The following is a 22,634-nucleotide window of genomic DNA, read 5'->3' as shown; positions in this document are numbered from 1 at the left end:
CCGGGCCCGAATGTCCGCTCGGCGGTGCTGCAACTCCTCGGCGGTGATGCCCCGGCCGAGTGAGGACACCGCTCGCCCGGTGGCGGCCACTCACCGAACCCTCCCCGCTCGCCGGAGGAGTGGCGGTCGGCCGCCCGTCGATTGTCGCGCGACGGGCTTGATGTACCGGTGGCAAGGGACGAGGACCGGACCCGTCACGGCGTCGGCCGGATAGTCGAACAGACCCTCGTCCACCCAGCCGTTGCGTACGTAGAACCTGCGGGCCCGGGCGTTGCCGCTCACGACGGCCAACCACGCCCGACGATGGCCGCCGGCGCCGACGAGGCGCTCGGCTTGTGCGAGCAGTAGGTCCCCCACCCCCGTGCCGCGGTGCTCCTTCGACATGTAGACCTGTTCCACCTCATCGTCGATCACCGTCACGAATCCCGCAACCGCTTCATCGATCTCGACGACCGTCGTGGCGTCTATACGTTCGAGCGCCCGCGTCCTGAACGACGACGTGCTGCGGACGGCGACGAGAGCCTCGGGAACGTGCCCCAGGTGGCCATCGCGCCACCCTCGTTGCCAGATCTCCGCGATCCTTTCCACGTCGTTGGGGCTTGCGGGCCGAAGCATCGAGAACTCCTTTGTCGGGCCTGATCGTTGAAGATCTGTTCCGCGTGACCACCGCGATCACCGACGGCCGATCCGGCCGGGATCGCCGAGGCGTGATGGGTGCGTCTCGAGAGGCCGAGCCTGGGATGAGACTTGCTCGGCTTGAGCAAGTGCGCTGCCCGGAAAGCCGATTCCCGGTAGTGATCCCAGTGCGGCAGTTGTCGTACTCCCCCGCCGGACTCGATGGTCGTGCTGTCAGGGGCGCGAAGCAGGCCTGGCCGTTTGCGCTTCCGGACGTGCAGTACCAGGTTTGACTGTCACTGGTGGCCGACGGAATCGGTGGCCAATTGCCTTCCGCCCGCGGCCTGAGCAGTGGTCGTGGTCGCCAACACCGCTATCCCGGTGGCTGCGAGTGCCGTCAGGATGGAACGAATCTTCATGGATTCCCCCGTTTCATTTTTCGCGACTTTTCAGCCGCGAGATCGGGAGGCTGATGCCTGTCGGGAACCAGCTTGCCGAGAAGTGGTCAGGGAGTCCTTGTCGTGGCCCGCACGGTTCTTGTCCGTTCGCGCACGGCGTCGCCGTGATGATGGCTTCGGTACTCTCCGGGGGGCATGCCGTACGCGGATCGAAAGACGCGGCTGAAGTGGGCTCCGTCCTTGAAACCCCACTTGGTCGCGATGGCCAGAACCGGACGGGAACGCAGGGCGGGGTCGGTCAGATCGCGCCTGCAGCGCTCGAGCCGGCACCTGCGGATCCAATCGGCCACCGTGAGGCCTTGATCCTGAAAGATCTTGTAGAGGTAGCGCGTGGAGATTTGGTGAGCTGCGGCAATGGTGTTCGGCGAGAGGTCGGGGTCGCCGAGGTGTACCCGGATGAACGCGTGAACCTGTGCTTGTATCGCCCTTCGATGTGTCTCCGGCGGCAAGGCGTCGTTGGATTCCAGCTCGTGTGCGCACAGGGCGGCGGACAGGTCGATGGTGATGGCCGCCAGGCGGGCGGCGTCCGCCGGGGTATAGCCGGCAGCGTTCGCGACCAGTTGGTCGAGATGACTGGCGAGTAGCGCGCCAAGCCCGTCCCGACTCGCCACGGGAGCTGCGAGGAGCGGGCCGAGCGTCTCCGCTCGGACGGGGAACAGCTTTCTGGGTACCTGCAGGATCAGGCAGCCGGCGACCGTCTCGTCTCCGGCGGTCGCCCAGGCGGTGAAGGGTCGCGAAGTGTCGTAGTAGACCAACGTTTTCGAGGTCAGCACTGTCTCACGACCCGCCTGGGCGACTCCTATCCGTCCGAGCCGAGGGAACACGAAGTAATAGATGCCCGGGTCCGACCGTCGGATCAGTTTCGAGGTCCGCGTCACATGCAGCGGACTGTACGTCAATGTCGATATCTGCACGGAGCCGAGATCGAGGCGGCGTATCGAGCCCCGGAAGTCGTCCTGATGGTCGGTGTGAATCAACGTCGGCAGATGAGACTTGGTCCCGGCGTCGTACCAGCTTGCCCAGCGGTCCTGCCTCGGTAAAACGTCGGTAGTGAACGTGTCTTCGATCATCATCTCTCCATTCGGTCCGCCGTTTTTCTCGGCTCGCTCACACTTCGAGTGAACGCCGCGGTTCGTCCTTCCGTCGGCGGGTACGGCACGCCCCGGTCGCCACCCCCCGGACCGCGCTCGGGAACAAACCGTCGGCGCCGACTTCCAACATCCGTACTTCCCATCGTCGGTCGTACGCCCCTGCGCGCGGCGCGTGTCCATTTTGGTGTGACCGCTGAGCGGTCGCCTTGTACGAAGGCGCACTCTGCGACCAGGGCGTGGACACTACGTGGACGGCTCCGGTGGCCGTGCTCGCGGACAAGGCGACCGAGCAGGCCGGTGCGGGCGGGGTGCGGCTGCTCGGCGAGGGCGGCCTGTTGCAAACACGCGAAGCACCCGATGGAGGACGCACTCCACGCGGAGTTGGACGAACACATCGCGGACAAACGGGCCGGTGGGCATTTGCCGCGTAGTGGAAGTGCTCCTCCGGGCCGGGGTGACGGTCGTGGACGAGCCGGCGGACTCGGCACCGCGGCGTTCGCTCCGACTGCACGGCGCCTTCCGGGCCTGCGATCGGCGACGTGTCGGAGGACCCGCATACCCTCCACGTGAACGACGGATCCGGGCCCGGACGGGGACGGTCGACTTCCGGCGATCGTCCCCGGCCGCGCGCGACCACTGCCGTACCCGTGCGCGCGGTTCTCGCATCGCGCAGGGCTGTGCGCCCCATGACACGCTGCCGAGGAGCAAAAATGTCACGTGTGAGGAAGACCGTACCCGCGGTGACGCTGGCGGCTTTCATGCTGTCGGGCGTGGGAGCCACACCCGCAGCAGCGGTTGGAGGCTTGCTCCCCCACCCCGGGCCGGACGGTCTGGTGTGGGTGGAGGAGAGCATCGGAGACGGTGGTGTCGTATCGGGGGGTGCCTCGGAACAACTGCCGACCGTACTCACCGTCGCCTGTGAGGGAGGCGGCAGCGTGGGTGTGACGATGCACTCCCGTGACGCGGAGGTGGCCGCGTTCACAGTGGATTGCCCCGCCGGCGGCATCGGCGTGAACTCGGCGACCATGGATCCGGGCGTCGTGCGGTCGGGGTCCTTCACTGTGGGGGTCGACGCCTCGGCGCAGACGCTGAGATGGGCACTGACGGTCACCCAGCCGGAGTAGCGAACAGCGTCGGTCGGCGGGCGTTGCCCGGCCCGGGCCACCAGGAGGACGGTCCGGTGGAGCGCTGCCCGCCGACCCGCCACGCCGGCGCCGGGTGGTCGTCTCACCGACTCGCGCGACGCTGATCGGTTCGCCGACCCGTGGCGTGCGCGTTCGGCCGGCCGTTCCCGGTCCGTGACCGCTGTCAGGTCACGCGCAGCGGGGCGTTGGCCGTGCGGCCGGAGCCGAGGCCGTCGGCGTGGATGCGGTACTGGCCGGGTGCGGCTCCCTCGCGGACGGAGATCGAGGCGGTGCCGGTGGCGTCCGCCGTGATCGTGTTGATGGTTCCGGTGCTGAGTCCGGTCCAGCGGAATGTGATCCGCTCGCCCGGGTCGAATCCCGTGGCGCGCGCCGTATACGAGCCGCCGACGGCAACCGTGCTCGTCGACAAGGTCAATGCGGGGCGGGCCGGCGCCGCGGACGACGGGCCGGCGGACGACGGGCCGGGTACGACGCGCAGGGGTGCGACGGCGATGCGGCCGAAGTCGGCCCCTTGGGCGTGGATGCGGTAGTCGCCCGGTGCGGCTCCCTCGCGTACGGAGATCGAGGCGGTGCCGGTGGCGTCCGCCGTGACCGTGTTGATGGTTTCGGTGCTGAGTCCGGTCCATCCGAACGTGATGCGCTCGCCCGGATCGAACCCCGTGGCGCGCGCCGTATACGAGCCGCCGACGGCGACCGTGCTCGTCGAGAGCGTCAGCCTCACGGGCAAAGACGCGGTCCGGGAGGGGGCGGTGGAGCTTGGGCCTTGGCCGGGGCGGGTGGTGGGCGGGTGAGGGACGGTCGTCGGCGGTCGGGTCGTCGGGGACGTCGGCGACGGGTCGTCCTCGGCGTCGTCGGGTCGGCCCTCGCGCCTGGTGTCGGCTTCGCCGTCGGTACCGGTCGGACGCATGATGGTGGTGTCCGGATGGTCGAGGTCGGTCAGCACGATGCCGGTGAGCGGGCCGCCTTCGCCACCGGTGACGGTGACGACAGCCTTCCTGTCGTACTCGCGCTTCCAGGACGGGGCCATACCGTTCGGCTCGATCCTCCGCTCCGGGGCGACGGACAGGCTCTTCAGCGGGTTGCCACAGCCGCACTTGACCACGGGCAGGCCCCACGGATCGACCAGCACGGCCGTGCCGGCCTGGAGCAGCGCGGGGTAGCCCACCACCCTTCCGTCTCGGAAGTAGTGGTTGCGCACCAGGGAGTCGTGGCGCAGCAGCACGGGGGTCGTTCGCGCGACGAAGGCGCCGATCTCGGCGGGCGTGATGCCCTGGGTGGCCGCCCAGGCGGCGGCCTTCGTCGGGTCCGCCGACAGGAGCGCGACGAGCTTGGACCGGTCACACGTCGGCGTGTTCAGGGCGCCGCCGTACAGCCCGGGGGTGTCCCCCCGACGCCGTCCGCCCTCCTGCGGCGAGTGCACGCCGGCGCGGTCCTGACCGAGGCGCTCGAAGAACGCGGAGGCGGTGGCCTCCAACGCCGCTTCGGCGGTCACCTGTACGGCCTTGCGGACAACCAGCGCGCAACCGCCGACGGCCATACCCAGTGTCAACGCGGACGCGGCGACCACGGAGACCACGGCCACCCCCGCGCGACGCGGGGCTCGCGGCGGGGTGTGCGAGGTCCACGGCGGGGTCGAGATCGACCGGTCCGCCGGACGCGGGTGGGAATGCTCGTTCATGGGGCGTCCCTTCGCCTGGGGTCGCACGTGACGACCCGTTCGCCAGGGACGTGCGTCCGGGCGCGGACTTCTCTCCGAATTTCCGAAGATATTTTTCGTGGGGGTTCATCCGCAGGAAAGGCCGCCCCGACAGCTCGGTCGAACCGCCGGACCGCCGGGCGGTGTGGTCGGCTGGGAACAGCACCGGGGATGAGGGGTGTCCGGTGCGCGCGTGTCCGCGCTCGGGAACGCCTTGCGGGCGTGCGGCGGAGGAATATCGCTCGTGGGTGAAAGATCCGGCTCGCCGTGGACACGTTTGCCGTGGCGGAACTTCCTTCCGCCGCTGGGGGGTTACATGACACGAGACGTGCGAGACCGATGGCGGTACGACTCGGCGGCGCCGGCGCCGGGCTCGTCGTCGGGCCCGCCCCCGGCACGGCGCCGATACCGCGTACGGTCCCGGTTCCATCGCAGCCAGGCCACCGTCGCCGTGCGAGCTCTGATTCGCAAGCGCGGGAAATCGGCCCGTGGGACCCCGACCAACTGCACGTTCGATGGCGTGGTGTACGACGTCGAGCGGGTGATGACCGAGTGCCTCGCGATCAAGCCCGATCTGGCGTTCCTGTGGGACGAGGCGTGGTTCGCCTTCGCCCGCTTCCACCCGGTATATCGGCGGCGGACCGCGATGGCGGCGGCGCGTCTGTCCGAGCGTTTCGGCACGGCCGAGTATCGGGAGGAGTACGTGCGGCACCTCGAGCGAATCCGCGGCCTGACCGACGACGAACTGGCCCACGAGCCGCTGCTGCCGGACCCGGATCGGGTGCGGATCCGCGCGTACGCCACGCAGTCGACGCACAAGACCCTGACCTCGTTGCGTCAGGGATCGATGATCCACGTCCACGACGAGGACTTCGGCACGCGCAGCGCGGACGCGTTCCGTGAGGCGTACATGACCCACACTTCGACCTCGCCGAACTACCAGGTGCTGGCCTCGCTCGATGTCGGTCGGCGGCAGGTGGAGCTGGAGGGGTTCGCACTGGTGTCGCGTCAGGTCGAGTTGGCCATGACGCTGCGCGATCGGATCGCCGAACACCCCCTGCTGTCCGAGTACTTCCGGGTCCTGGCCAGTGCCGATCTGATCCCGGACGAGTTCCGGACGTGGGGTCGCGAGTGTCCGGTGTGGGTGGGGCCGGTGGCGATGGACGAGGCATGGGGCGTGGACGAGTTCGTGCTCGATCCGTGCCGGCTGACCATCGAGATCTCGGCGACGGGCATCGACGGGGATACGTTCCGGCACGAACAGCTGATGGATCGTTGGGGAATCCAGGTCAACAAGACCACGCGCAACACCGTGCTCGCGATGACCAACATCGGCACGACGCGCAGCGCCCTCGCGCATCTGCTGCGGGCGCTGATCGGCATCGCGGAGGAACTGGAATCCGCAGCCGCGCAGATGTCGCCGGAGCAAAAACGCGCGTTCGATCTCCGGGTCGACCTGCTCGGCCACGACCATCCGCCCCTGCCGGACTTCTCGCGGTTCCACGCCGCCTTCCGCACCGACCCGGAAGGCGCGGCTGCCGACGGGGACATGCGCAGGGCGTACTACATGGCATACCGCGAGGAACTGTGCGAATACGTGTCGGCCGCCGAGGCCCGACGCCGACTCGCGGCCGGCCGGCCCGTGGTGTCGGCGGTGTTCGTCACCCCGTACCCACCCGGCTTCCCGATCCTGGTCCCGGGCCAGGAGTTCGGCAAGGACATCCTCGATTTCATGGACGCACTGGATACCAAGGAAATCCACGGCTTCGACCCGACCTGCGGCTACCGAGTATTCGTAGAGGAGGCCCTGACGGAGGATGCCGGCAACGCGCCACCGCAGGGTGAACCTCCCCGGGATTGATCGAGGATCTTGTTCTCGAGAGATTCGAACGGATCACGCCGAAGCACCATTGGGACTTCGTTGGCTGGAAGTCCTTCGGCAGGTCGAACAGCCGGTAATCGGTGGGGTGTTCGGTCTGCTCGGGCCACTGGAGCAACAGGCCCGCCTCGAGCAGGACACCGTCCCACGCCCGGTCGTCGGCCCTGGCGGCCCCGAGGGCGAGGCGCCGGACCGCCGCCCCGGCCGGTCGCACCCGCAGCCGTGGGGCGCCGCGAACGCGGCCACGCTCACGCCTATGCCGTCACGTGCGGGACGCGAACCGGTGAGCGCGGTGCCCGTCGACCGCCGTGGCACGTCCTGTCGGACTCGCCGGAAGAAGGGTGCCTCGCCGACCACAAGCGTTGCGGAAATGGCAATGATATTCGCCGTCTTCATCGAGTCGGGCACAACCTGGGGTGCGGCTGTTTCGGCCGTGGCGAACGATCAGGAGTGTTGACGATGAACGACCTTGCAGACGTCGAGAACGCGCGTGGCGACGACCGTGCGACACCCGTGGGGGACCGCCTCCGCCACATCCGGGCCGGCGGGGCCGAGGGACCCGGCGCCGTCATCAGCGGTGGCACGGTGGGTTCGAGGAAGCTCTGGATGGGCCTGGTGGTGAACCCACCGTCGAGCGCGACGGACAACCACCACCACGGCGACTCGGAAGCGGGGGTCTACGTGGTCAGCGGACACCCCCTGTACTTCTACCACGACGGCACCCAGGAGGTATGCATCGAAGCGGGCCCGGGCGACTTCCTTCACGTTCCTCCGTTCGTCCCCCACCGCGAGGAGAACCCCGACCCGAACGAGCCGGTGGTCGCCGTGATCGCCCGAACCACCCAGGAACCGATCAAGGTCTCCGTCCCGGAGTTGTACCGGCTCGAAGACGCCTCTGCGCGTTGACGCAACACGCGCCGGCGAACACGGCGTTCGCCGGCGCGTTCTCTGGGCGGTCGGCGGGAAGGCGGAGTCCCCGTCCGGGGACCACCGGATCACCCGGGCAATCGGGTCGCCTCGCCCGTTGTCCGACCTCGCTTCGACGTCGGACAACGCTGGGACCGACGGCCATCCGGCCATCGGCACGGCGATCCGCCACCGGGCCGAGCGCATGCCCGACGACCGCTTACGTCCTGCGCCTGCTCCCGGACGGCCTCGACGTCCGCGCAGTGCGCAGGTGGGCACGTTCGCCCTGCTTGCCGAAGAGGCTGAGGATCTCGACGTCGCCGCGTCCGGCGGCGCCGAACCAGTGCGGGATGTGGCAATCGAACTCGGCGGCCTCGCCCGGGCCCATGGTGAAGTCCTGTTCGCCCAGCCGCATACGGAGCCGACCGCGCAGCACATAGAGCCATTCGTAGCCCTCGTGGGTGCGTACGTGCGGCTCCTCGTCGTGTGCCGGGATCGTCATCTTGTACGCGCGCGGCTCCCCCTGCTGTCGGGACAACGGGATCAGAACCCGGCCGTTGCGGCGGGTGGCGTGTTGCGGTACCCGGGGGTCGACGATCCGGGGCGCGGCGACGATCTCGTCGAGAGCTGCGCCGAGCGCGGCGACGATCGGCAGGAGCAGTTCCAGGCTCGGCTTGCGCTGCCCCGATTCCAGGCGCGAGAGCGTGCTCGTGGAGATGCCGGTCGCACGCGACAGTTCGGCGAGACTGACACCCTTCCTGCTCCGGGCGCGGCGCAGCCGGGGCGCGATCTGTTCGATGACGGCGCCGACGGTCGGTTGGTCGTCCATGGGGCGCAGTCAACCCGATGTGTCCCAACAACGGCAAGGTTGTTTGCCGAAACCGGGTGGCCGTCCCGATCCTCGCGGTAGAGGTGACCCACATGGGGATCCCCATGGACACGACGAAGACACCCGGGGAGCCCCGCGACTCGGGGGCGGCGCGGTTCCTGCCGGCCCGAGGGTGATACGCGTCCGACGGGCGGTCCAGGAGGGTACCGTTGCGGCCCACGCGCACCCCCGCGTCCTGCGGCGGCCCGAGGTCCCGAACGACATCCGATGGTCGACCGCCGCCGCCGTCAGGAATCGGGTGAGCGATGCGTCCGGAGATCGTCGGGTGGGGGACTTCTCGGTAGCGCCAGGGTGTGGAGCGCGTGCTCGCAGGCGGCCGGCTCGTCGGGGAAATCTGCCACCACGTGCCATCTGCCGCGTTCGAAGACGCCGGTTTGCCAGGTCTCGGCGGCTCGGCGCAGGAACACGAACTCGGGTGGAAGGGGTACGGGTTCGTGCGCGTCCTGGATCCACATCTCGCCCTGCGCCACGCCGCCGCGGCGCAGGGCGAGGAAAAGCTCGTACCGATCCATCGCTCAGTGTGTCGGGGCAGCGGCGAGGGACGTGGATCCGGTCCGGCCTTCGTCCTCGTCGGGCTTGAGGTAGTCGTGCTCCAAGAGCCACTTGACGTTGAGCCGTTGGCCCTCGCCCGGGTTCACGAGCGCCGGGTCCAGGAGGATCTGCCGCCCGCCACCGGGCTGTTCGAACCACGGGGCGATGTGTCCCTGCCAGACCTTGAACGGCCGGGTGACCTCGTAGCGGTGGTAGCCGCAGGGAAAGGCGGGATCGCGTGTCATCAGGTTCTGCGGTGGCAGAGCTCGCTTGGCATACCGGTCCCCGGCAGGGGCGAGGAAGCTGCCGTACTCCGATCCGAAGCGATCCAGGTCCTGTCCGGCCCGCAGGGTCGTCTCGTGTTTGTCGAGTTCCCCGTTGATCCGGGCGAAGCCGTCGTCGGGCGGGTACTTCCAGGCGTTCGCCTCGTTGTTCCAGTACTTGTCCAGGAACGCCGTCGAGGTCAGGTTGCCGGTACGTCGGTAGCCGGACAACAGCGGGCCCACGGGCGGCTCCGCGCGGGTGGGCAGATCCTGCGGACCCAGCCGCTCGTCCCCGTCCAGCGGATCCACGCACACGACCCGCGTCGAACCCGCCCCGACGACGGCGAACTTCGACTCCGCCGGCGCCGCCTGAACGGTTCCGGCGCCGGCCAGCACCACAGCGGCCAACGCCGCCCCGCCCGTCGCGGCGACCCATCGCCCTCGTGTGAACAACCGCACGTGTCGCCTCCCGAGATCATCAGCCAGGTACAAACCACTCATATCGCCTGGGAGGTATTCGGTGGTGGTTCACCACTGCGAAGTCACCTGAACGGACCCACATCGGCATGGGAGTTGCGGGGTGATGGTGGTAAGCGCGGTGGGGACAAGGGGGCGGGCGGGGTGATCGACCGTGCTTTCGGCGGTCGTCGGCCGGGTATGGGCGGTGAGGCCGGCGAGGGCGGTGTCCTCTCCGGCGTCCCAGCCCGATGGCGACCGATCCGTCTCGGGGTGCTCGCACCTCGAGACGGATCGGTCGCGCCGTAGTCCCTCCCGTTTTTCCGCAGCGCTGAAGGGTGTTCGTCATGAGCCAAGGCTTGATTGTCGTGGATGTGCAGAACGACTTTTGTGAGGGAGGCAGTGTGCCCGTCGCCGGCGGGGAGCGAATCGCAGCCGCGATCGCCGATCTGGTCGAGGAGAGCGCCGGATCCGACTATCACTACGTCGTCGCGACCCGGGACCACCACATCGACCCGGGATCCCACTTCTCCGAGAACCCGGACTTCAAGGACAGCTTCCCCGTGCACTGCGTGGCGGGCCACGAAGGAGGGGAGTTCCACCCCAATTTCGCCCCCGCCGTCATGGGCGGCAAGGTGGACGCCGTCTTCTTCAAGGGTGCCCACAGTGCGTCCAAGAGCGGTTTCGAGGGAGCCGACGAGGAGGGCACGCCCCTGGCGGACTGGCTGCGCTCACGCGGGGTGGAGGACGTCGACATCGTGGGCATCGCCACGGACCACTGTGTACGCGCGACCGCGCTGGACGCGGTCAAGGCCGGCCTCCGGGCCCGGGTGCGCCTCGACTACTCGGTCGGGGTCGCCCCGGACACCACGGCCGCGACGCTGGACGACTTCCGCCGAGCGGGCGTCGCGGTAACCGGCGAGGCACCCGCCCCCCGATAGCACCCGTTCACCCGGCTCCTGCGGGCGCGACGGGCACCAGGTCCGCTACGACGGCGCGTTCAGGAACGCTGCGGGGGAGGTCGGCGGCTATTGGACGTAGCCGTTTTCCACGTTGATTACGTGGTTTCGGTGGAACCCGGCGAAGGTGGCGTTGTTCCGACCGATTCCGCGCGCTTTGGTGGCTTCGGGGAGCCTCGTGGTGCCGGCGCGGGTGTGGTTCAGCCCGGTGGGTCGCGGCGTCGGCCGGGGATGTGTCGTCGGGGTGGGCGGGTGAGGGTGATCTGGCGAACGAGCTGGTGCAGGCAGGCCGTGGTCGCCACCGCGGGCAGGGCGGCGACGACGACGCCCTGGACGGTCATCGGGGCATGGCTGAGCGACAGCGCCATGGACAGGCCCGCGAAGGCGGCGACCACGATCCACGAGTGCAGTGCCCGACGGCGGTGCAGACTCGAGCGCAGGATCGACAACGAGGCCACCACCCACGGCCCTTGGACCAGGACGGGCCACAACCGGGCCGGGCCGGAGGTCGCGCCGGCGGTGTGCCTCAGCGGCGCGAGGGTGATCAAGGCACCGAGCACACCGATCGCGGCGACCAACACGACGCTGACCACCACCAGGGACCGGCTGATCCGGTCCACCCGCTGTTCGCCGGTGGCCGGTCGAGGGGGCGGAGCGGGCCGCCGGCGATGACCGGCCGGCTCCCGGACCGGAGCGGGGAGTTCGACGGTGACGGGAACCTCCTCGGCGGGGTTCCCCAGGAGCCGGGCGAGATCGGCCTCGAACCGCGGGTCCCCCACCACCGCGAACGACGGGGAGAGCCCGTCGGGTGACACGGCCGCGGTCGGTACCGGCCACTCCACCACGCCGGGCGACGACACGACGCCCGGCGGAACCTGTGTGCCGGACGGGGGATACGGGTCGTATCCATAACCTTCATACATGGGCCTGGCTCATTCGAGGGATCGGGCGGCACGCGGCACAGTCACGAACTTCGATGCCGGATACGCATTTCGATCGGTCGGCGGATGCTCGGTCCCGGTTCACGATCGCGGATCGTCCAGGACGTCGTCGAGACGGCGCGAATACTCCGCGGCGATCAACACCATCGCCAGGGCGAACTGCTCCATGTCGGCGGAACAATGTCGAAGCGCGACGCGACGACCCGCACGTTCGATGTACGCGTGCGGAGACCGTTTGCGGAACGTCGCCGCACGAGGGGTGAGCACCCAATCCCCCATGGGAAAGGCACGTTGGGCAAGAGCGGGAGACGCGGAGGAGGAGACGGAGGCTCTGGGATTCACGCCCGGCTAACGACACGCCCTCCCCGGCGGCGCTGGTCCGAAACGGTGAACCACGCACCCGGATTGGCGACTTTACCGACCACACTTCGCACATTTTCGAACACCGGACCCGCAAAGCCCGCACCACCGGAAACTTGAACTCCTTGGCATTGCAGGGAAGCGCGACCCTTCACCGAGAGTCCTTTTACCTACCCCACGGGAAACTCACAGGTTGGTAAAGGTTTCCGGGCAAGCACGAACACCCGCCCGCGCGCAAACCCTCCTCCTGGCACCACTTGCCAACGGCGGGACCATCTTCCGCTGCGCAACAAATTCGGGCAAAAATCTTGCGCTCGCAGAATTCCCTCCGCTAGTACGGTGCCGGCCGTCGCACTCCGGGGACCTCGAATCCCGCAGCCCGCTCCGACCATCCGCGCAAACGCACGACGGTTTCGGGCATCTCGGCGCGCGGTGGGGCGTTACCGGGCAGGTCGCCGCGAAGATCGACGTCCTGCAAGCGTCACTGGTCCGGAGGGATCAGGCGGGCTGCCACAGTTCGACGCGGTTGCCCTCGGGGTCGATGACCCAGCCGAATCGACCGATCCCGGCCATGTCCTGGATCTCCTCGGCCACGTCCGCGCCCTTGGCGCGCAGCTGCGCGAGCATCGCGTCGAGGTCGCGGACCCGGAAGTTGAGCATGGTCCGCTGGGCGCGCGAGCCGAAATAGTCGGTCTCGGACTCGAATGTCGCGAACACGGTCGGCCCGGCCTGCTGCCGCCACACACCGTTGTCGTCGGCGTCCAGGCCCAGGCAGTCGCGGTACCACGCGCTCAGCGTCGCCGGGTCGGCGGCCCGCATGAAGTATCCACCGATTCCAAGCACACGTTCCATGCGGCCATCCTGTCAGGACGACAACCCCGCGAGCCGGAACAACACCGGAATCCGCCGGGCCGTCGCTACCTCTCGTGCCGGGCCAGGGACGCCGCGATGCCGTCCAGGACGTCGGTCAGGCCCGACCGGAACAGGGCGTCCAGGTCCCAGGGTTCGCCTGCGGCGCGCATCGCGCGGGTCAGCCGCGGATACGCGCCGGTCGCGTACAAGGCATCCCAGGAGGGGCCGGCGGAGGTGCGCGAAGGGTCGGCGGAGGTGCGCCGCCGACCTGAAGCCGGGCCGGACCGACGCTCGTTCCGGATCTCGTCGACCAGCGTCACGGCCACGCCCTGCGTGTACGCGGTGACCGTGAAGACGTAGCGGAACGCCTCACCGGGTTCGAGGTCGAGCCCGTCGAGGGAGGTGAACGTGTACTCGTTGTCCGCCGCCATCGCGGGGCTGGGGCGCAATCGGGTGCTCATCATCACGTTCGACAGGATCCACGGATGGCGGCGGTACAGCTCCCAGTCGCGGTGCGCGGCCCGCTCCAGTCCCTCGCGCCAATCGCGAGGGGGCGGTTGCGCCGGCGGCGCCTCGGTCAGCGCGGCCTCCACCATCAGGGCCACCAACTCGTCCCTGGACCTCACGTGGCGGTACAGGGACATGGTGCCCGCGTCGAGGCGGGAGGCCACGGCGCGCATCGAGAGCGCGTCCAGCCCCTCGGCGTCGGCGATCGCGATGCCGGCGCGCACGATGCGCTCGACGGTCAGGTGGGGCGGGTCGGTCTCGCCGGCCGTGGCGGGGGTGGCTTCGACGCCGGGGGCCGCCCGGTCGATCGCGGGCTCCCCCGCCGTCCGGGCCCGATACGCCTTCGCCTGGCAGGCCCGGGAGCAGTAGCGCCTGGGCCTGCCGCGCACGGCCGGCTCCAGCGCATTGCCGCAGCGTGCGCAGGTGGTCATCGCACGGATCTCCTTTTCGTCACGCAAGCAACTTCGTGACGAAATTCTAGTCGAGGATCGGCTGTGTGCGGAAATCGGCTGGAGGTAGTGCGACTTGGATAACGAGTGGAGACCTTCCGGAGTCATGGGTATCGTGTACGCGCCTGACGCGTACTGCGTACGCAACGGGGTGGAAATCGACGATGGAAACGGCTTCGGGAACGGTGGACATGACGGAAACACGCAACAGGGCCGGGACGCGGGAGTGGGTCGGGCTCGCGGTCCTGGTGCTCTCCTGTGTGCTGGTCTCGATGGACATGTCCGTCCTGTTCATCGCGCTCCCGTTCCTGGCCACCGATCTCGATCCGAGCGGTTCGGAACTGCTCTGGATCATGGACGCCTACGGGTTCCTCCTGGCCGGACTGCTCATCACGATGGGCACGCTCGGCGACCGGATCGGCCGGCGCCGGTTGTTGCTCGCGGGTGCGCTCGGCTTCGGCGTCGCCTCGGTCCTGGCGGCCCTGGCCACCGATCCGATCATGCTGATCGTGGCCCGCGCGCTGCTCGGCGTCGCGGGGGCCACCCTCGCGCCGTCCACGCTCTCCCTGATCCGGAACATGTTCCACGACGAACGCGAGCGGGCCACCGCGGTGGGCGTGTGGACGGCCGGTTTCGCGGGCGGCGCCGCGCTCGGTCCGATCATCGGCGGCGTATTGCTCGAACACTTTTGGTGGGGTTCGGTCTTCCTGATCAACGTGCCCGTGATGGTCCTGCTGCTCGTGCTCGGACCTCTGCTGCTCCCCGAGTCCCGGAACCCCGTCCCCGGCCGCTTCGACGTCCTGGGGGCGGTCCTGTCGCTCGTCGCCGTGGTCGCCGTCGTGTACGGGATCAAGCGGAGCGCGGAGCACGGTCTGGGCCCGGAACCGGTCGGCTGGGTCGCCGCCGGGCTCGTGGTCGGCGGCGGATTCCTGTATCGGCAACGGGTGGTCGCAGACCCGATGATCGACCTGTCGTTGTTCCGCTCGCGCCGGTTCGGCGTGTCGTTGGCGACCGACGGGCTCGGCTCGTTCGTCCTGGTCGGCTTCAGCCTGTTCACCTCGCAGTACCTGCAACTCGTGCACGGGATGGGGCCGTTGGAGTCGGCGGTGTGGTCCCTGCCGACGTTCCTGGTGATGCCCGCGGGCATCGCGGCGGCCACCGCGCTCGCCCCGCGCATCGGCAAGCCGAACGTGATCGTCATCGGGTTGGGCGTGTCCGTGCTCGGCTTCGTCGTACTCGCGCCGATCGGCACCGACTCCGGGAGCGGCCACCTCGTAGCCGCGTTGACCGTCGTCGCCCTCGGTATCGGCGCGATGGTCGCGGTGGTCACCGACGTGGTGTTGTCCTGCGCGCCGCCCGAACGGGCCGGTTCGGCGTCGGCCATGACCGAGACCGCCGCCGAGTTCGGTGGTGCCCTCGGCATCGCGATCCTCGGCAGCATCGGCACCACGATCTATCGAACGACGCTGACCGACAAGGCACCGGACGGCCTGTCGCCCGGCGACCTCGACTCCGCCCGGGACACCTTGGGCGCGGCCGTCGACACCGCCGCGAGCCTGCCGAAGGGCACCGGCGACGCGTTGCGGCGGGCGGCGTTCGACGCCTTCACCTGGGAGATGCGGATCACCGCCGTGGTCTGCGCGGTGTTGCTGACCGGCGCGGCACTCGTCGTCGGGATCCTGCTGCGCGACGGCGCCGCCGAGGAAGCCCCGCGACCGGAGGCGCCGACGACCGAGGCCCGGTAGCGGCCGACGTCGACCACGGCCTGCCCGAGGCCGATCGCGCCAAGGTGGAGGAGGTCGTGGATGAGTCGATCGTCGATGTTGGCTTGCGGTTGGCCGGCGGTAGTGTCGCGGGGTCGATGTTCCTCGGTTCGGAGAGGGTGGCCGATGGGTGTGCATGTGACGGTGTGGGACGACCGGGAGCGGGTGGTGGGTGGTTCGGCTGCGGTGGCTTCGGGCCTGCCGGTCGCGCCGGCGGTCGCCGTCCCCGCCCTGTTCGTCCACAACATCTTCACGTGGGGCGGCGACGCCGCGTACGGGTTCGCCGGGCAGCGGCCCCTCGCGGACGGTCGGCGGCTCCTGCTGATGGATCGCCGGGGTTATGGGGACAGTCCCGACACCGCGCGCAGCGACTTCGAGGTCGATGCCGAGGACATCGTGGAGGTTCTCGGCGACGAGGCATCCGCCGAGGGGGTCGGCGGCGCACATCTGGTGGGGCATGGGAACGGCGCCGTCTCCGCGCTGATCGCGGCCGGGCGCCGACCCGACCTCGTCCGCTCCCTGGCCCTGGTCCAGCCCTCCGCGTTCACCGCCGCCGCGCACCATCCGGTCGTCGCCGACCTTCTCCAGCGCGTGCGCGACGGTGCGCCGGGCGCCTTGGACGGGGTCACGCCGGAGCAGTATCTGCGTGCGTCCACCGAGGGGTTGGGGATGGTCATGCCCGAGCCCACGCCGCGCCGGCTGCGGGCCGTCGCCACCTCCATGGGGGAACGGCCCGTGTGGGAGGCGGACATCCCGCTGGAGGCGATCCGGCGCGCCGCGCTGCCGGTCCTGGTGATCTGCGGAACCTGGGAGGACGCACCGGCTGCGTACCGCGAGCACGTGGGGCTGCCCCTGGCGGCCGTGGCCGAGTCCCTCACCGACTCTCTCGGGGGCCGCCTGCTGCGGGTCCCCGGGTACTACCCGCACACCCAGGAGCCCGCCCTCGTCAACGCCGCGCTGCGGGAGTTCTGGGACTGACCGCGTATGCGCGTCGGCCGCCGATCCGCGCGGCCGACGCGTGTCCGGTGTTCGTCCCGCCGGATGCGGGCCGCGGGTGCGGCGGGGTGTGACGGATACCCGACCGGGTCGTCCCGATGAGGGGCCGGGGCGATCCGGGTTGTGGGTTGGCGGGATGTTCCGTCGGCTGCGGATGTTGGTGTCTAGGTGAGGTCCATGGGGGTCGGGTGGTGGTCTTCCCAGATCCGTTGGGAGGCCGCTTCCGGGTAGGGGGCGGTGGTGGATTCGACGTCCACGAGGCGGGTCAGCCGTCGGTCGGGCTCGTGGGCGGGCCATCCGGGATCCCCGGTCGTGGCGAAACGTACCCAGGCCTGCTGGAGTTCCCGTGACACCGCCCGGATCCGGGGTGCCGGGCGGTCGCCGAAGAAGTATCTGCCGGTGGGGCTTTCCAACGTGCCGAAGGCCAGGGGGACGTCGAGGCTGTGACAGGCGCCCAGGAGTGCATCGCCCGCCGGGGCGCGCAGTCGCAGTTCGCACAGGAACGACGTGCCGCCGGCCGCCCGGTTCGCCTGGGCCAGGTGCAGGGAGGGCATCCGGAAGAGGGCGTCGGAGTATACGAGTTCGAGGAGTTCCTCGGGCGTGGCCGTGGGGTGGGCGGCGCGGTAGGCGTCGGGGCCGTGCGGTGTGGGGGCGAACAGGTCCAGGGCGGTGCGGGTTTCGTCCCCGGTGTAGGTGCCCGATCGTCCCGCCATGACGCTGAAGAGTCGGAATTCGTCGCGGGTGTGGCCGACGAGGAGGTCGACGCCGTTCGCGCGGGCGTCGGACAGGGCCTGCCAGGGGGTCGCGGTGAGCACTTCGCCGTCGAGGACCGGGCATACGGCAACGCCGATCCGAGCGAGGCGACCCCACCGTTCGCGGTGGTCTGCGGGATCGGCGCCGAGGGCGGTGAGTTCGGCGGCCAGGCGCGCGGGGGTGATACGGGACATGCCTTCGACATCGGGGGTGGCGCCGGTGCGGGCGGCGAGCGCGGCGGTGACGTCTCGGGCGAGGTCGCGGGTGGACAGAAGGCCCGGCACCGAGTGGGCGATGGCTCTGTGGAAGAGTCCGCGCGCCTGTTCCATCGTCAGCAGTGACGCGATCGACCCGGCTCCGGCGGATTGTCCCGCCACCGTGACCCGGTCGGGGTCCCCGCCGAACGCGGCGATGTTGCGCCGTACCCATTGCAGGGCCGCGATCTGGTCGAGGAGGCCGCGATTGGCCGGGGCACCCTCGACGAGGGCGAAACCCTCGACCGCGACCCGGTAGTTGACGCTCACCACGACCAGCCCGGCGCGGGTCAGGGCCGCGGGGTCGTACATCGGGTCGCCCGAGGCCCCGGCGATGTAGGCGCCGCCGTGGATCCACACCAACACGGGCAGCCCGACCGCTCCCACGCTCGGGGTGGCGACGTTGAGGGTGAGCCAGCCGTCGCCAAGCGATACCTCCGCCGTCGGCCCCGCCTGGGGGGCCACGGGGCCGAACTCGCCGGCCTGCCTCGTCCCCTCCCACCCCTCGACCGGGGCGGGCGCGCGGAAACGCAACGGCCCCACCGGCGGCCGGGCGTAGGGGATCCCGCGGAACACCGCGTCCCCCGTCCGCTGGCGCCCCTCGACGACTCCCTCCGCCGTGCGTGCCCTCGGTTGCTCGGACATGCCCCATCCCTTCGTTCGCGAACAGGCTCCGGCTTCACTTTTGACCGGTCGACTGTATTATGTCAACCGTATTGGAACAGGGAGGGGTGGGCGATGCCCAAGCAGGTGGACCACCGCGAACGCCGCGAGACGATCGCCCGGGCGCTGTGGCGCGTGGTCGAACAACGCGGCATCGCCCACGCGAGCGTTCGCGAAGTGGCCCACGAGGCGGGCCTGTCCCACGGGGCGGTGCAGCACTACTTCGCCACCCGCGAGGAAATGCTGGTCTTCGCCATGGACCTCGCGTCCGAGCAAACCGCGCAACGCGTCGCCGAACGCGTCGCGGAACTCGGCGACCCGGCACACCCACGCGACGTGCTCCGGGTGATGCTCACGGAGATGCTTCCGCTGCACCCCGACGCGCGCGCGACCAGCCGGATGAGCGCTGCCTACGTCCTGGAAGCCCTGCACGACGCGAACATCCACACACGCGTACGCCGGGACCTGATCCACGGCCGCGACCTCGTCGAGCGCATCGTCCGCCAAGCCATCACCGACGGCCACATCACCCCCGACCACGACCCCGCCACGGAAACCGACCTCCTCCTGGCCCTCACGGGTCTGACGCCCCTCCTCGAACTCGGCGTGATCGAACCCCGACAAGCCATCACCGCCATCACCCACCACCTCGACCATCTGTTCACCCACCCGACCTGACCGGCCTCGACCGGCACCGACGACAGGGACAGAACGAGAACACGGACAGGGCGGACGACGACATCGACGGCGCACCGCGACGACGAGGCCCCGCCGACAGGCCGACAACACCCGGAACGGCGAGGCGAACCCGAACCCGCCGTCGCAGGGGCGGGCGCCCGGTCGGGAGCCGCAAGGTGAAGAAGTCGCACCACAGGCGTACTCGTGGCACCGACCGGGCGTTCCAGGCCGCACCCGCCGAGGCGGCCGTCGGAAAGGGCGCGGGGGCGGAAACGATGCGAACGAAGTGTCGGAAGTCTGGGCTAGGTTCGGCCCGTGAACCACAGCAGCTCCAAGGCTGGGGTGTCCCGCGAGCCCGACTTGCCGTCTTACCGGGCAGTCCTGGCGGAGACTGATTGGGGTTCGCTCCAGACGGCTTTCGGGAACGGTGAATGCCTTCCCGAAGTCGAACGTCGGTCTACGCCGGCCGGACGACGCCGCGGTCAACGCAGGTCGTGGACGGGGGCGGGAGGCGTTGGTGGCCGACGCCGGGCCCCTCGCGCGGACATCGGGGCTCACGGAAATGCGACGGTCACCGCATGTTTCCGGGTTCGGTCCCGAGGTCGACCTTTGAGCAGATCCGCCCGCTCGGGAACCGCGATCGTAGATCCGCGACGACCTTCGCGTGCTTCGGACCGGAACTCCCCACCATGCCATGCATTCTCGTGTACTCGGACGGCAACCCACGCCCGAGCGGGCGGAGTTCGGCCGGGCCCCTCAGCGCCGGATGCAGGACGTGTCCAACGACGCGACACAGTGTGGCAGGCGGCGCTCGTGGTTGAGGACGGCGGCCCGGCGGCTCGTTCGGGATTCGATCAGTACGTCCGGGGGCGATCGATGGTCCCTCCGTGCGGGTCGCCTACCCGGGGCCGGGGGGCTCGGGGGTGGTCGGTGCGCGTAGGCCGGTCAGGATGATGCGTAGGTTTCGGCGCCATTGGTCGGCGCTCGGTTCGAGGCCGATGGTGTGGTCGGTGGGGATGGCCGTGGCGAGTACGAAGGGGACGTCGCGCCAGTCGATGTCGTCGCGAATGACGCGGGTTCGTTGGCCGCGTCGGACCAGGTGACGGACCGCCGCTCCGAGGCGGGCGATGTGCGGCTCCAGGTTCAGGCGGTCCTCGCCGCGGCCGGACAACACGTCGTGCAGGCCGCAGCTCGACGTGCGCAGTCGCACGTACGCCTCGGCGAACTCGACGAATCCCTGCCACGCGTCGGGGGCGTCGAGTGCGGTCCGGGCCCGTTCGGTCATCTCGTCGATGGTGTCGGTGAGGATGGCGGCGAGCAGGGCGTCCAATGACGGGATCCGCCGATACAGCGTGCCCAGGCCCACGCCGGCGCGTTGCGCGATGTCGCGGGTGGTGATGGCGAGTCCCTGTTCGTCCAGGGCCTGGCGGGTCGCGGCGACCAGGCGCTCGACGTTGCGTCGTGCGTCCGCGCGCGGGCGGGTCTCGCCCTCTGCGAGCAGCGTGGCGACTGCGGATTCGTGCACGACCGCAGCTTAGGCCGTATGCGGTGGATCGGAGGGTCCGGTCCGTCCGGTCCGGGCGAGGCGGGCGGGCGGGCAGGCAGGCAGGCAGGCAAGCGGGTCATTGTGTTCCGGTTCTGCTATCTTGAGTAAACGGAACAGCATGACCCGGTTATGGAGGTACGAGCATGCCCGAGCCGATCGGCGTCGGAATCCTCGGCGCGAACCCGGATCGGGGATGGGCCGCCCGCGCGCACATCCCCGCGATCACCGCGTCGGCGCACTTCACGCTCGCGGCCGTCGGCACCACCCGCGAGGAAAGCGCGGAGGCCGCGCGCGTGCGATTCGGCGCCCGCCACGCGTTCACCGACGCGCGCCGGCTCGCCACGCATCCCGACGTCGACCTCGTGGTGGTCACGGTGAAGGTGCCGGCACACGTCGAACTGGTCACCGCCGCGCTCGACGCCGGCAAACACGTGTACTGCGAATGGCCCTTGGCCACCACGGCCGACGAGGCCGCCACCCTCGCCGCCGCCGCGCGACGGGCGGGTGTCCACGCCACCGTCGGTCTACAGGCCCGGTTCTCGCCGGCCGTACTCAGGGCGCGGGCGACGATCGCCGAAGGCCGGCTCGGCACCGTGCAGTCGGCAACCGTGTACAGTTCCCGCGCCAAGGGCAACACCCGCGACGTCCCCGACTGGACGGCCTACACCTACGACCACCGCAACGGCGCCGGCCTGGTCGAGGTCCTCGGCGGACACGCCCTCGACCTCGTGCGCTTCCTGCTCGGACCGATCCGCGACCCGTCCATGCGTACGGCCATACGCACCGAAGGGCATCGTGTCGCCGAAACCGGTGCGCCGATCACCGTCACCGCGCCCGACCAGTTCCTCGTTCACGCGGAAGTCGACGGCGGCGCGGTCGTGTCCGTCCACCTGCGGGACGGCGCCACGGCCATTCCGGGGACGCGTATCGAGATCGCCGGCACCGCGTCGAACCTTCTCCTGACCTCCGCGCCCGAGCACGACCCGCGGGCCGCGCAGATCCAGATCGGCCGACTCGACCTGTACGAATCCCGAGCCGAACGGCCGGAGTGGACGCCCGTCCCACTCGACCCGGACCCCGCCGACGCGTTGCCGATCGAGGCGGCCAACGTCGCGCGGGTGTACGAGCGCCTCGCCGCCGACCTTCGCGAAGGCACGTACACCACACCCGACTTCCACGCCGCCCGGGAACTGCACACGCTCCTCGAGCAGGCACCCGACCCCGCCTCCGGGCCTGATCCCGGTCGCTGATTCCGCCCCCGGAGACCGGCGGGGCGGGTCAGTGCGGGGTGGTCTGTGTCGGGCGCAGTTGGTCGAGGGTGCGGATCAGGTTGGCTCCGGTCGCCTCGGCGGCGGCGGTGGGATCGCCTGCGGCGATCGCCTCGACCAAAGCGTGGTGCGCCCCGGTGATCGCGTCCTGGTCCGTGCCGGCGTGCGGGTGGTCGGCGGCCACCACGTAGCCGCCCGCTTCGCGCAGTGCGTCGAGGAGGGAGTCGAACAGGCGGGTGAGTACCGGGTTGTGCGCGGCGCGTACCACTCGGCGGTGCAACTCCAGGTCCGCCTCGACGAGTTCGATCGGGTCGGCGGCGGCGTCACGGGCGGCGAGCGCCGCCCGTAGCGCGAGCACGTCCTCCTCCGTGCGCCGCTGCGCGGCCAGTCGGCCCGCCTCCACCTCCAGCGCCGCCCGGACCTCGTACACGTGGAAGGTCTCCGAGCGGCGCAGTTCCCGGTCGAACCTCGACACCGGGGAGACGGCGGCCACGTACGTGCCCGAGCCCTGTCGCGCGCGCAACTGGCCGTCGGCGATCAGTACGCGGACCGCCTCGCGCGAGGTGGTCCGGCCGACTCCGAGGAGGCGGCTCAGTTCCACCTCGCCGGGGAGTTTGCTGCCCACCGGCCACTCGCCCGTGCCGATCAGCCTGCGCAGTTCGGCCGTGGCCTCCTCGACCAGCGAGCGGTGGCGTACCGGGCGAACAGTCATGGGG

General features: G+C 70.0%; 22 protein-coding genes. 8 read left to right on the top strand and 14 right to left on the bottom strand.

Annotated elements, in window-relative coordinates; genetic code table 11:
• Window positions 1-90: 90 nt before the first annotated feature.
• From ACH4XV_RS39780 to ACH4XV_RS39770, 3 genes are all read right to left on the bottom strand, one after another.
• Window positions 91-615 carry a GNAT family N-acetyltransferase gene (locus tag ACH4XV_RS39780; RefSeq protein ID WP_395798005.1) on the bottom strand — a complete coding sequence of 175 codons (525 nt, stop codon included), beginning with the start codon at window positions 613-615 and terminating at the stop codon, window positions 91-93.
• A 296-nt stretch (window positions 616-911) separates the two neighbouring features.
• Entirely contained in the window at window positions 912-1,034 is a 123-nt protein-coding gene (locus tag ACH4XV_RS39775) for a hypothetical protein (protein ID WP_395798003.1), read from the bottom strand.
• 86 nt (window positions 1,035-1,120) lie between these two features.
• The gene (locus tag ACH4XV_RS39770) at window positions 1,121-2,146 is read right to left on the bottom strand and encodes a helix-turn-helix domain-containing protein (RefSeq protein ID WP_395798001.1); all 1,026 of its coding nucleotides are present in this window, start codon (window positions 2,144-2,146) and stop codon (window positions 1,121-1,123) included.
• 737 nt (window positions 2,147-2,883) lie between these two features.
• Here ACH4XV_RS39770 and ACH4XV_RS39765 point away from each other — a divergent pair.
• Window positions 2,884-3,288 carry a hypothetical protein gene (locus ACH4XV_RS39765; RefSeq protein WP_395797999.1) on the top strand — a complete coding sequence of 135 codons (405 nt, stop codon included), beginning with the start codon at window positions 2,884-2,886 and terminating at the stop codon, window positions 3,286-3,288.
• A 184-nt stretch (window positions 3,289-3,472) separates the two neighbouring features.
• Here the strand turns inward: ACH4XV_RS39765 and ACH4XV_RS39760 are convergent, their stop codons facing one another.
• Window positions 3,473-4,987 (bottom strand): DUF6777 domain-containing protein, encoded by a 1,515-nt coding sequence (locus ACH4XV_RS39760; protein WP_395797997.1) that lies wholly within the window; start codon window positions 4,985-4,987, stop codon window positions 3,473-3,475.
• A 538-nt stretch (window positions 4,988-5,525) separates the two neighbouring features.
• Here ACH4XV_RS39760 and ACH4XV_RS39755 point away from each other — a divergent pair.
• Window positions 5,526-6,866, top strand: a complete 1,341-nt coding sequence (locus tag ACH4XV_RS39755) for a hypothetical protein (protein WP_395797995.1) — start codon at window positions 5,526-5,528, stop codon at window positions 6,864-6,866.
• Between the two features lie 477 nt (window positions 6,867-7,343).
• Entirely contained in the window at window positions 7,344-7,790 is a 447-nt protein-coding gene (locus tag ACH4XV_RS39750) for a cupin domain-containing protein (protein ID WP_395797993.1), read from the top strand.
• Window positions 7,791-8,010: 220 nt separating this feature from the next.
• Here the strand turns inward: ACH4XV_RS39750 and ACH4XV_RS39745 are convergent, their stop codons facing one another.
• From ACH4XV_RS39745 to ACH4XV_RS39735, 3 genes are all read right to left on the bottom strand, one after another.
• Complete coding sequence (locus tag ACH4XV_RS39745) at window positions 8,011-8,619, bottom strand: helix-turn-helix domain-containing protein (RefSeq protein ID WP_395797991.1); 609 nt, start codon at window positions 8,617-8,619, stop codon at window positions 8,011-8,013.
• A gap of 287 nt (window positions 8,620-8,906) precedes the next feature.
• Complete coding sequence (locus tag ACH4XV_RS39740; RefSeq protein WP_395797989.1) at window positions 8,907-9,191, bottom strand: hypothetical protein; 285 nt, start codon at window positions 9,189-9,191, stop codon at window positions 8,907-8,909.
• Window positions 9,192-9,194: 3 nt separating this feature from the next.
• A complete protein-coding gene (locus tag ACH4XV_RS39735) occupies window positions 9,195-9,932 on the bottom strand; it encodes a TNT domain-containing protein (RefSeq protein ID WP_395797987.1) in 738 nt (245 codons plus the stop codon).
• Window positions 9,933-10,276: 344 nt separating this feature from the next.
• Here ACH4XV_RS39735 and ACH4XV_RS39730 point away from each other — a divergent pair, with 344 nt between their 5' ends.
• Window positions 10,277-10,870, top strand: coding sequence for an isochorismatase family protein (locus ACH4XV_RS39730; protein WP_395797985.1), 594 nt, complete (start codon window positions 10,277-10,279; stop codon window positions 10,868-10,870).
• Between the two features lie 218 nt (window positions 10,871-11,088).
• Here the strand turns inward: ACH4XV_RS39730 and ACH4XV_RS39725 are convergent, their stop codons facing one another.
• The 4 genes from ACH4XV_RS39725 to ACH4XV_RS39710 form a co-directional block, all read right to left on the bottom strand.
• On the bottom strand, window positions 11,089-11,811 hold the full coding sequence (locus ACH4XV_RS39725) for a DUF2637 domain-containing protein (RefSeq protein ID WP_395797983.1): 723 nt from the start codon (window positions 11,809-11,811) through the stop codon (window positions 11,089-11,091).
• 99 nt (window positions 11,812-11,910) lie between these two features.
• Window positions 11,911-12,108, bottom strand: coding sequence for a hypothetical protein (locus ACH4XV_RS39720; protein ID WP_395797981.1), 198 nt, complete (start codon window positions 12,106-12,108; stop codon window positions 11,911-11,913).
• A gap of 579 nt (window positions 12,109-12,687) precedes the next feature.
• A complete protein-coding gene (locus ACH4XV_RS39715) occupies window positions 12,688-13,041 on the bottom strand; it encodes a VOC family protein (protein WP_395797979.1) in 354 nt (117 codons plus the stop codon).
• Between the two features lie 65 nt (window positions 13,042-13,106).
• Window positions 13,107-13,979, bottom strand: coding sequence for a TetR/AcrR family transcriptional regulator (locus ACH4XV_RS39710; protein WP_395797977.1), 873 nt, complete (start codon window positions 13,977-13,979; stop codon window positions 13,107-13,109).
• Between the two features lie 209 nt (window positions 13,980-14,188).
• Between ACH4XV_RS39710 and ACH4XV_RS39705 the strand changes: the two genes are divergently transcribed.
• Together ACH4XV_RS39705 and ACH4XV_RS39700 are read left to right on the top strand one after the other, a co-directional pair.
• Window positions 14,189-15,742, top strand: coding sequence for an MFS transporter (locus tag ACH4XV_RS39705; protein WP_395797975.1), 1,554 nt, complete (start codon window positions 14,189-14,191; stop codon window positions 15,740-15,742).
• A gap of 144 nt (window positions 15,743-15,886) precedes the next feature.
• Complete coding sequence (locus ACH4XV_RS39700) at window positions 15,887-16,738, top strand: alpha/beta fold hydrolase (protein WP_395797973.1); 852 nt, start codon at window positions 15,887-15,889, stop codon at window positions 16,736-16,738.
• Between the two features lie 182 nt (window positions 16,739-16,920).
• Here the strand turns inward: ACH4XV_RS39700 and ACH4XV_RS39695 are convergent, their stop codons facing one another.
• Window positions 16,921-18,408, bottom strand: coding sequence for a carboxylesterase/lipase family protein (locus ACH4XV_RS39695; RefSeq protein ID WP_395797971.1), 1,488 nt, complete (start codon window positions 18,406-18,408; stop codon window positions 16,921-16,923).
• A gap of 93 nt (window positions 18,409-18,501) precedes the next feature.
• Between ACH4XV_RS39695 and ACH4XV_RS39690 the strand changes: the two genes are divergently transcribed.
• Window positions 18,502-19,104 (top strand): TetR/AcrR family transcriptional regulator, encoded by a 603-nt coding sequence (locus tag ACH4XV_RS39690; RefSeq protein WP_395797969.1) that lies wholly within the window; start codon window positions 18,502-18,504, stop codon window positions 19,102-19,104.
• 898 nt (window positions 19,105-20,002) lie between these two features.
• Here the strand turns inward: ACH4XV_RS39690 and ACH4XV_RS39685 are convergent.
• Complete coding sequence (locus tag ACH4XV_RS39685; RefSeq protein ID WP_395797967.1) at window positions 20,003-20,629, bottom strand: TetR/AcrR family transcriptional regulator; 627 nt, start codon at window positions 20,627-20,629, stop codon at window positions 20,003-20,005.
• Window positions 20,630-20,793: 164 nt separating this feature from the next.
• Between ACH4XV_RS39685 and ACH4XV_RS39680 the strand changes: the two genes are divergently transcribed.
• Window positions 20,794-21,900 (top strand): Gfo/Idh/MocA family protein, encoded by a 1,107-nt coding sequence (locus tag ACH4XV_RS39680; RefSeq protein WP_395797965.1) that lies wholly within the window; start codon window positions 20,794-20,796, stop codon window positions 21,898-21,900.
• A gap of 28 nt (window positions 21,901-21,928) precedes the next feature.
• Here ACH4XV_RS39680 and ACH4XV_RS39675 read toward each other — a convergent pair whose 3' ends face one another.
• Window positions 21,929-22,630, bottom strand: a complete 702-nt coding sequence (locus tag ACH4XV_RS39675) for a FadR/GntR family transcriptional regulator (RefSeq protein ID WP_395797963.1) — start codon at window positions 22,628-22,630, stop codon at window positions 21,929-21,931.
• Window positions 22,631-22,634 lie beyond the last annotated feature (4 nt).

It is taken from the genome of Embleya sp. NPDC020630 (assembly GCF_044334985.1).
Taxonomy (GTDB): Bacteria; Actinomycetota; Actinomycetes; order Streptomycetales; family Streptomycetaceae; genus Embleya.
This window is presented reverse-complemented; position numbering and strand designations above follow the sequence as displayed.